The organism is Streptomyces sp. H27-H1 (assembly GCF_026627445.1).
In the GTDB taxonomy this organism is placed as follows: domain Bacteria; phylum Actinomycetota; class Actinomycetes; order Streptomycetales; family Streptomycetaceae; genus Streptomyces.
This window is the reverse complement of sequence record NZ_JAPNLJ010000036.1, coordinates 85159-94807: the sequence shown is the minus strand read 5'-3', so window position 1 is coordinate 94807 and position 9649 is coordinate 85159. Positions and strand designations below refer to the sequence as shown.

Here is a 9649-nt window from a genome sequence, read left to right as displayed (position 1 = left end):
CCTCTCCCCCTCTCCCCCGCCCCCTGCTCCCCGCTCCGGGGCCGCCGGCCGCCCGGGAGGCCGGGGGCCGCCCCCTCCCCGGCCGTGCGGTGTACAGGGCTCTGAAGGGGAGCCCGTACGTCTCCAGGCCCTCGGGCGACCGTCGCGCCCGGTCGTAGGCCACGCCCGGAGCGCGCTCCGCCGGGGTCGCGCCGCGACGGAGCAGCAGCCGGACCCGGTCCCGGCCCGCCCCGCGCTCACGGCGAGATCCAGCGCGGTACGCCACTCCCCGTTCGGGGCGTCCACCTCGGCCCCCTTCCGGGCACCGCCCCGACAGCCCCCTTCCACCCATCAGCCCGGGGTGAACCGGCGCGACCACTCCCCCGAGCGCCCTCCCCGGCGTCGAGGCCCTGGTCGCCGACGCCCTCCGAGCGGCCGTCCTGCCCGACCGGCTCCTACCGAGTGGCCGTCCGACGCCGACCGCACGCTGCTCGCCCCCCTCACCCATGACACCCACGGCTGCCGCGACACCCGCGACGGCGAAGCCCGGATCCCGCGCCCTGAGGGTGGGGGCGCGCCGGACCCGCACACGCCGGACCCGTAGTCCGTCGCCGTGGAACTGGAGCGGCTGCGCAGCGCCATGGAGGCCGGTTCGCCGGGGCGACGGGTCGCCGCCCCACATGGTCCGTCGCAGCGACCAGACCGCCCGTCAACTTGCGTGCTGCGAATACGGGTTGGATGCCGGAAGCGTGTGCGCCGGTCGCTCGCCAGCGCCATGGCGGCGGTCTCGGCGATCGCCGTGACGGCCTGCCAGGTCAGCGCCCGGTAGCTCACCGGCCGCGGTCCGGGCTCCCCGGCGGCGGTCCGGCCGTGGTCCGGCCCCGCCGCCCTGAACTCCCGCGCGCCCGACGGACCCTTGTGACCGACGACCTGCTGTTCACCCGGCGCGGCGGCTTCGGCCAGCAGTTCCTCTCGGGCTACCGCACCTACCCCGGCAACCCCCTCTCCCGGTTGGCCGTCCTCGCCCCCCGCGCGCGCGTGGACCTCGCCGTCTTCGCGATCACCCCGCTGACGATGGGTGCCGCCGCCGCTCTGATGGCCGTACCCGGGCCCCTGGTGGCAGCGGGGCGTGCTCAGAGCCACGTACGGCCTGTGAAGCTGAGCACTGAGCGACGCCGGCCGGCCCCGGCTGTACGTGGCCTCGCTCGGCCTGCCTGGCCGGGTCCTTCCTCCTCAACACGGCCATCGCGCGCAGGACCCGCCTGGCGTGGGCGGCGGCGGGGCGGTCTCGCTGCTGGCCCTGGTGCTGCTGGCACTGGGCGACAAGCGCCGACTGCTGGTCCCCGTGGCCGCGGCCCTCGAACCCCTCGGCTACGGCTACGGCTACGGCTACGGCTACGGCTACGGCTACGGCTACGGCTACGGCTACAAGAACGACGGCCGTACCTTCTTCGGCGCCGACAACCCCGTCCCGGTCGCGATCTTCTCGATCGGCGCCCGCGCCGCACCACGTCCGGAGAGGAACAGCTGGACGGCCCGGGCGTCCCCGCCCCTCCCCTGGTCACCGTCCGCAGCGCCCCGTACACCTCCCCCGACCGGCCGGCCAGTGTCTACTCCCGCCAGGAGCAGGTCCTCGGCGCCACCGCCTACCAGGTCCCGCCCGTCACCCGGCGCGGCAGGCGCCACGCGGCAGACGTACTCCGCCCCGTCCGTGCCCGGCTCCGAAGCCTTCTGGTACTCCCCCGAGCTGTCCGGCACCCCCTCACCTCCGGCGGCGCTGCCAAGCCCCTGGAGGGCCGCAGACCGGGGTCGTCCGCCTGGGCGAGGTCCCCCGCCTCGGGCGCGGTCACCGCCACGGTGAAGACCCGCACCCGGGGCGCCACCACCGGCGAGCACCCCATCGGCTGCCTGGACCGGGCCGAGCTCGCCAGCACGGCCGCCCGCCTCACCGCCACGGGCGCCAACCAGGTCAGCACCGGCGGCCACACCATCGAGGCCACCCCTGACTTCGGTCACCACGGTCCCGCGCCGCCGTCGCGGCCTGACCCGCCGGCCCTGGTCCTGGCCCGGCTCCCGGACACGAGAAAGCCCCCCGCCTCTCCTCTCGGAGCGGCGGGGGGCTTCTTCGTACTGACTACTGGACTCAGCCGTTGTACGGGCCGTAGTCGTAGTCCTCCAGCGGGACAGCCTGGCCGGAGCCGGTGCCGAAGGGCGAGTAGTCGATGTCGTCGTAGCCGACGGCCGAGTACATCGCGGCCTTGGCTTCCTCGGTCGGCTCGACCCGGATGTTGCGGTAGCGGGCGAGGCCCGTACCGGCCGGGATGAGCTTGCCGATGATGACGTTCTCCTTGAGGCCGATCAGGGAGTCGGACTTGGCGTTGATCGCCGCGTCCGTCAGAACCCTGGTCGTCTCCTGGAAGGACGCCGCCGACAGCCAGGACTCGGTCGCGAGCGAGGCCTTGGTGATACCCATCAGCTGCGGACGGCCGGAGGCGGGGTGACCGCCCTCGGTGACCACACGACGGTTCTCGGTCTCGAACTTCGACCGCTCGACGAGCTCGCCCGGCAGGAGCTCCGCGTCGCCGGACTCGATGATCGTCACGCGGCGCAGCATCTGCCGGATGATGATCTCGATGTGCTTGTCGTGGATCGACACGCCCTGCGAGTTGTAGACCTTCTGGACTTCGCCGACCAGGTGGACCTGGACCGCACGCTGGCCGAGGATGCGCAGCACGTCGTGCGGGTTGGTGGCACCCATGGTCAGCTTCTGGCCGACCTCGACGTGGTCGCCCTCGCCCACGATGACCTTGGCGCGCTTGGAGATCGGGAAGGGCGTCTCCTCGCTGCCGTCGTCCGGGACGATGACGATCTTCTTCGTCTTCTCGGTCTCCTCGATCCGCACGCGGCCGGCGGCCTCGGAGATCGGGGCGACACCCTTCGGCGTACGGGCTTCGAAGAGCTCGACGACACGCGGCAGACCCTGCGTGATGTCGTCACCGGCCACACCACCGGTGTGGAAGGTACGCATCGTCAGCTGGGTACCGGGCTCACCGATGGACTGGGCGGCGATGATGCCGACCGCCTCACCGATGTCGACCAGCTTGCCGGTGGCGAGCGAGCGTCCGTAGCAGAAGGCACAGGTGCCGACCGCGGACTCACAGGTCAGGACCGAGCGGGTCTTGACCTCCTCGACGCCGTTGGCGACCAGGGCGTCGATGAGCACGTCACCGAGGTCGACGTTGGCCGGCGCGATGACCTTGCCGTCGATGACGACGTCCTCGGCCAGCATGCGGGCGTAGATCGAGGTCTCGACGTCGTCGGACTTGCGCAGCGCGCCGTCCTCGCCGCGAACGGCGATCTTCAGCTTCAGGCCGCGCTCGGTGCCGCAGTCTTCCTCGCGGATGATGACGTCCTGCGAGACGTCCACCAGACGACGGGTGAGGTAACCCGAGTCGGCGGTACGCAGGGCGGTGTCCGCCAGACCCTTACGGGCACCGTGCGTGGAGATGAAGTACTCCAGAACGGTGAGGCCCTCACGGAAGGACGCCTTGATCGGACGCGGGATGGTCTCGTTCTTCGCGTTCGACACCAGACCACGCATACCGGCGATCTGTCGCATCTGCATCATGTTTCCTCGGGCACCCGAGTCAACCATCATGAAGATGGGGTTCGTCTTGGGGAAGTTCGCGTTCATCGCCTCGGCAACCTCGTTGGTTGCCTTGGTCCAGATCGCGATGAGCTCCTGCGTGCGCTCGTCCTTGGTGATCAGACCGCGCTCGTACTGCTTCTGGACCTTCTCGTCCAGCTCCTCGTAGCCCTTGACGATGGCCTTCTTGGCCTCGGGCACGACGACGTCGGAGATGGCCACGGTGACGCCCGAACGGGTCGCCCAGTGGAAGCCGGCCGCCTTCAGGTTGTCGAGCGTCGCCGCCACGATCACCTTGGGGTAGCGCTCCGCCAGGTCGTTGACGATCTCGGAGAGCTGCTTCTTGCCCACCGAGTAGTCGACGAACGGGTAGTCCTCGGGCAGCAGCTCGTTGAAGAGCGCGCGGCCCAGGGTGGTGCGCAGTCGGAAGCAGTCGCCCGGCTGGAACTCCTGCTCGCCCTCTTCGCGGACCGGGGGCACCCAGCCACGCGGCGGGATGGTGCCCACCGGGAAGCGGATGTCTACGGCCGACTGGAGAGCCAGCTCACCGTTGTCGAACGCCATGGTCGCCTCGGCCGTGGAGCCGAACGCGCGGCCCTCGCCCTTGACGTCACGGAGCTCACCGTCGGTGGTGAGGAAGAACAGACCCAGCACCATGTCCTGGGTCGGCATGGTGACGGGACGACCGTCTGCCGGCTTCAGGATGTTGTTCGAGGACAGCATCAGGATGCGGGCCTCGGCCTGCGCCTCTGCCGAAAGCGGCAGGTGCACGGCCATCTGGTCACCGTCGAAGTCCGCGTTGAACGCGGTGCAGACGAGCGGGTGGATCTGGATGGCCTTGCCTTCGACCAGCTGGGGCTCGAAGGCCTGGATGCCGAGGCGGTGCAGCGTGGGCGCACGGTTCAGCAGAACCGGGTGCTCGGCGATGACCTCTTCGAGCACGTCGTAGACGACCGTGCGGCCGCGCTCGACCATGCGCTTCGCCGACTTGATGTTCTGCGCGTGGTTCAGGTCGACCAGGCGCTTCATCACGAACGGCTTGAAGAGCTCCAGCGCCATGGCCTTGGGCAGACCACACTGGTGCAGCTTCAGCTGGGGACCGACGACGATCACGGAACGCGCGGAGTAGTCCACGCGCTTGCCGAGAAGGTTCTGGCGGAATCGACCCTGCTTGCCCTTCAGCATGTCGCTGAGGGACTTCAGGGGGCGGTTGCCGGGACCGGTCACCGGACGACCACGACGACCGTTGTCGAAGAGGGCGTCGACGGCCTCCTGGAGCATGCGCTTCTCGTTGTTCACGATGATCTCGGGGGCACCGAGGTCGAGAAGGCGCTTCAGGCGGTTGTTGCGGTTGATCACGCGGCGGTACAGGTCGTTCAGGTCGGAGGTCGCGAAGCGGCCACCGTCCAGCTGCACCATCGGACGCAGGTCCGGCGGGATCACCGGCACGCAGTCCAGAACCATGCCCTTGGGCTTGTTGCTGGTCTGCAGGAACGCGGAGACGACCTTGAGGCGCTTGAGCGCACGGGTCTTCTTCTGGCCCTTGCCGGTACGGATGATCTCGCGGAGGCGCTCGGCCTCTTCGTCAAGGTCGAAGGACTCCAGACGCTTCTGCAGCGCCGCGGCGCCCATGCAGCCGTCGAAGTACGTACCGAAGCGGTCGCGCAGCTCGCGGTAGAGCAGCTCGTCGCCCTCGAGGTCCTGGACCTTGAGGTTCTTGAAGCGGGCCCACACCTCGTCGAGGCGGTCGATCTCGCGCTGGGCGCGGTCACGGAGCTGCTTCATCTCGCGCTCGGCACCTTCGCGCACCTTGCGGCGTACGTCGGCCTTCGCGCCCTCGGCCTCGAGCTCGGCCAGGTCGGTCTCGAGCTTCTTGGCCCGGCCTTCGAGGTCGGAGTCGCGGCGGTTCTCGATCTGCTGGCGCTCGACGGAGACGTGCGCCTCCAGGGACGGGAGGTCGCGGGTGCGGCGCTCGTCGTCCACGAACGTGATCATGTACGCGGCGAAGTAGATGACCTTTTCGAGGTCCTTCGGCGCGAGGTCCAGCAGGTAGCCAAGGCGCGACGGGACGCCCTTGAAGTACCAGATGTGGGTGACGGGAGCGGCAAGCTCAATGTGGCCCATCCGCTCGCGGCGCACCTTGGCGCGCGTGACTTCGACGCCACAACGCTCACAGATGATGCCCTTGAAGCGGACACGCTTGTACTTGCCGCAGTAGCACTCCCAGTCCCGGGTCGGACCGAAGATCTTCTCGCAGAAGAGTCCGTCCTTCTCGGGCTTGAGCGTGCGGTAGTTGATGGTCTCCGGCTTCTTGACCTCGCCGTGGGACCAGGTTCGGATGTCGTCCGCGGTGGCAAGGCCGATCCGCAGCTCGTCGAAGAAGTTGACGTCGAGCACTGTGCGTCAATCCCTCTTTCGGGGTCGAGTCTCAATCATGGTCTGAACGGTCCCGGGGATGACGGGGGGCTCTTGAGCGAGCCCCCCGTCAGGCCCGTCAGACCTCTTCGACGCTGCTCGGCTCACGCCGGGACAGGTCGATACCGAGCTCCTCCGCCGCGCGGAAGACGTCCTCGTCGGTGTCGCGCATCTCGATGGACATGCCGTCCGAGGACAGCACCTCCACGTTGAGGCAGAGCGACTGCATTTCCTTGATGAGCACCTTGAAGGACTCGGGAATGCCCGGCTCGGGGATGTTCTCGCCCTTGACGATGGCCTCGTAGACCTTCACGCGGCCGGTCACGTCATCGGACTTGATGGTCAGGAGCTCCTGGAGTGCGTACGCGGCGCCATAAGCCTCAAGCGCCCACACCTCCATCTCACCGAAGCGCTGGCCACCGAACTGCGCCTTACCACCCAGCGGCTGCTGCGTGATCATCGAGTACGGACCGGTCGACCGAGCGTGGAGCTTGTCGTCGACCAGGTGGTGGAGCTTGAGGATGTACATGTAGCCGATCGAGACCGGCTCCGGGAACGGCTCGCCGGAGCGGCCGTCGTACAGGTGCGCCTTACCGGTCGGGAGGACCAGGCGGTCCCCGTCGCGGTTCGGGATGGTGTGCTCGAAGAGGCCGGAGATTTCGTCCTCGCGGGCACCGTCGAACACCGGGGTGGCGACGTTGGTACCGGGCTCGACGCGGTCGGCGCCGATGACCTTCAGCCGCTCGGCCCACTCCTCCGAGACACCGGAGACGTCCCAGCCGCGGCTGGCGAGCCAGCCGAGGTGGATCTCCAGGACCTGTCCCGGGTTCATTCGGGACGGGACACCCAGGGGGTTCAGGATGATGTCGACCGGCGTGCCGTCTTCAAGGAAGGGCATGTCCTCGATCGGAAGGATCTTGGAGATGACACCCTTGTTGCCGTGGCGGCCGGCGAGCTTGTCACCGTCGGTGATCTTGCGCTTCTGGGCGACGTAGACGCGGACCAGCTGGTTCACGCCCGGGGGAAGCTCGTCGCCCTCCTCGCGGTCGAAGACGCGGACACCGATGACCTTGCCGATCTCACCGTGAGGAACCTTGAGCGAGGTGTCACGCACCTCGCGGGCCTTCTCACCGAAGATCGCGCGGAGCAGGCGCTCTTCCGGGGTCAGCTCGGTCTCGCCCTTGGGCGTGACCTTTCCGACCAGGATGTCGCCGGCGACGACGTCCGCACCGATGCGGATGATGCCGCGCTCGTCGAGGTCCGCGAGGACCTCCTCGGAGACGTTCGGGATGTCCCGGGTGATCTCCTCGGGGCCCAGCTTGGTGTCACGGGCGTCGACCTCGTGCTCCTCGATGTGAATCGAGGAGAGGACGTCGTCCTGTACGAGGCGCTGCGACAGGATGATCGCGTCCTCGTAGTTGTGACCTTCCCAGGGCATGAACGCGACGAGCAGGTTCTTACCGAGGGCCATTTCGCCCTCTTCGGTCGCAGGACCGTCGGCGAGGACCTGCGCCTCGATGATGCGGTCACCCTCGTTGACGATGACCTTCTGGTTGACCGAGGTGCCCTGGTTCGAGCGGGAGAACTTGGCGACGCGGTACGTGGTGTACGTGCCGTCGTCGTTGGCGACGGTGATGTAGTCGGCCGAGACCTCCTGGACGACACCGTCCTTCTCCGCACGGATCGAGTCACCGGCGTCGACCGCACAGCGGTACTCCATGCCGGTGCCGACGAGCGGCGCCTCCGCCTTGATGAGCGGAACGGCCTGGCGCATCATGTTCGCGCCCATGAGGGCACGGTTGGCGTCGTCGTGCTCGAGGAAGGGGATCATCGCGGTCGCGACGGACACCATCTGGCGCGGGGAGACGTCCATGTAGTCGACGTCGTCGCCGGCGATGTAGTCGATCTCGCCGCCACGACGACGAACCAGCACGCGGTTCTCGGTGAAGCGCATGTCTTCGGACAGGCCGGCGTTGGCCTGGGCGATGACGAAGCGGTCTTCCTCGTCGGCCGTCAGGTAGTCGACGTCGTCGGTGACGACACCGTCGATGACCTTGCGGTACGGGGTCTCGACGAACCCGAACGCGTTGACGCGGCCGTAGGAGGCGAGCGAGCCGATCAGACCGATGTTCGGGCCTTCAGGGGTCTCGATCGGACACATGCGGCCGTAGTGCGACGGGTGAACGTCTCGGACCTCGAAGCCGGCCCGCTCACGGGACAGACCACCCGGTCCAAGCGCCGACAGACGGCGCTTGTGGGTGAGACCCGACAGCGGGTTGTTCTGGTCCATGAACTGCGACAGCTGGCTGGTGCCGAAGAACTCCTTGATGGAGGCGACGACCGGCCGGATGTTGATCAGGGTCTGCGGCGTGATCGCCTCGACGTCCTGGGTCGTCATCCGCTCGCGGACGACGCGCTCCATACGAGCCAGACCCGTACGGACCTGGTTCTGGATGAGCTCGCCGACGTTGCGCAGACGACGGTTGCCGAAGTGGTCGATGTCGTCGGTCTCGACGACGATCGAACGACCCGACTCACCGATGGTCTCGGTCTCACCGGCGTGCAGCTTGACCAGGTACTTGATGGTCGCGATGACGTCGTCGGTGGTGAGCACGCCGGCGTTCAGCGGCTCTTCCGCGCCGAGCTTCTTGTTCACCTTGTAGCGGCCGACCTTCGCGAGGTCGTAGCGCTTCGGGTTGAAGTAGAGGTTCTCGAGCAGCGTCTGAGCAGCCTCGCGGGTCGGCGGTTCGCCCGGACGCAGCTTGCGGTAGATGTCGAGCAGCGCGTCGTCCTGGCCCTGGGTGTGGTCCTTCTCCAGGGTGGCGCGCATGGACTCGTACTGGCCGAACTCCTCCATGATCTGCTCGGTGGTCCACCCGAGAGCCTTGAGGAGAACGGTGACGGACTGCTTGCGCTTGCGGTCGATGCGAACACCGACCATGTCGCGCTTGTCGATCTCCATCTCGAGCCAAGCACCCCGCGAGGGGATGATCTTGGAGGCGAAGATGTCCTTGTCGGACGTCTTGTCGATGGAGGAGTCGAAGTAGACACCGGGGGAACGGACGAGCTGCGACACGACGACACGCTCGGTGCCGTTGATGACGAAGGTGCCCTTGTTGGTCATGAGCGGGAAATCGCCCATGAAGACCGTCTGAGACTTGATCTCTCCGGTCTCGTTGTTCGTGAACTCAGCCGTGACGAAAAGCGGAGCCGCGTATGTGAAGTCGCGGTCCTTGCACTCGTCGACAGAGTTCTTCGCCGGCTCGAAACGGTGGTCGCGGAACGTCAGCGACATCGACCCGGAGAAGTCCTCGATCGGCGAGATCTCCTCGAAGATCTCTTCCAGACCGGACTTGGTGGGAACGTCCTGTCCGCTCTCAAGCGCCGACTCGACGCGAGACTTCCAGGCGGCGTTGCCGAGCAGCCAGTCAAAGCTCTCGGTCTGCAGCGCCAGGAGGTTCGGAACCTCGAGAGGCTCCTTGATCTTTGCAAAGGAGATGCGCAGCGGGGCGGTGCTGGCACCGTTGTTCGTATTGGTCGAGGCGTTGCGCGAGGCGGCCAAGAGGGGGTCCTTCCGAGGGCTCGGACTCACTACGCGCGTACCGGTCC

Annotated in this window: 3 protein-coding genes; 1 reads left to right on the top strand and 2 read right to left on the bottom strand. The window is 67.8% G+C overall.

Going from position 1 to position 9649, the window contains the following annotated elements; all coding sequences use genetic code 11:
* Window positions 1–1246: 1246 nt before the first annotated feature.
* On the top strand, window positions 1247–1840 hold the full coding sequence (locus OTB20_RS30835) for a hypothetical protein (RefSeq protein WP_267822502.1): 594 nt from the start codon (window positions 1247–1249) through the stop codon (window positions 1838–1840).
* Between the two features lie 282 nt (window positions 1841–2122).
* Here OTB20_RS30835 and OTB20_RS30830 read toward each other — a convergent pair whose 3' ends face one another.
* The gene (locus tag OTB20_RS30830; RefSeq protein WP_267751587.1) at window positions 2123–6022 is read right to left on the bottom strand and encodes a DNA-directed RNA polymerase subunit beta'; all 3900 of its coding nucleotides are present in this window, start codon (window positions 6020–6022) and stop codon (window positions 2123–2125) included.
* Between the two features lie 97 nt (window positions 6023–6119).
* Window positions 6120–9602, bottom strand: coding sequence for a DNA-directed RNA polymerase subunit beta (gene rpoB / locus OTB20_RS30825; RefSeq protein WP_267751588.1), 3483 nt, complete (start codon window positions 9600–9602; stop codon window positions 6120–6122).
* Between the last annotated feature and the right edge of the window lie 47 nt (window positions 9603–9649).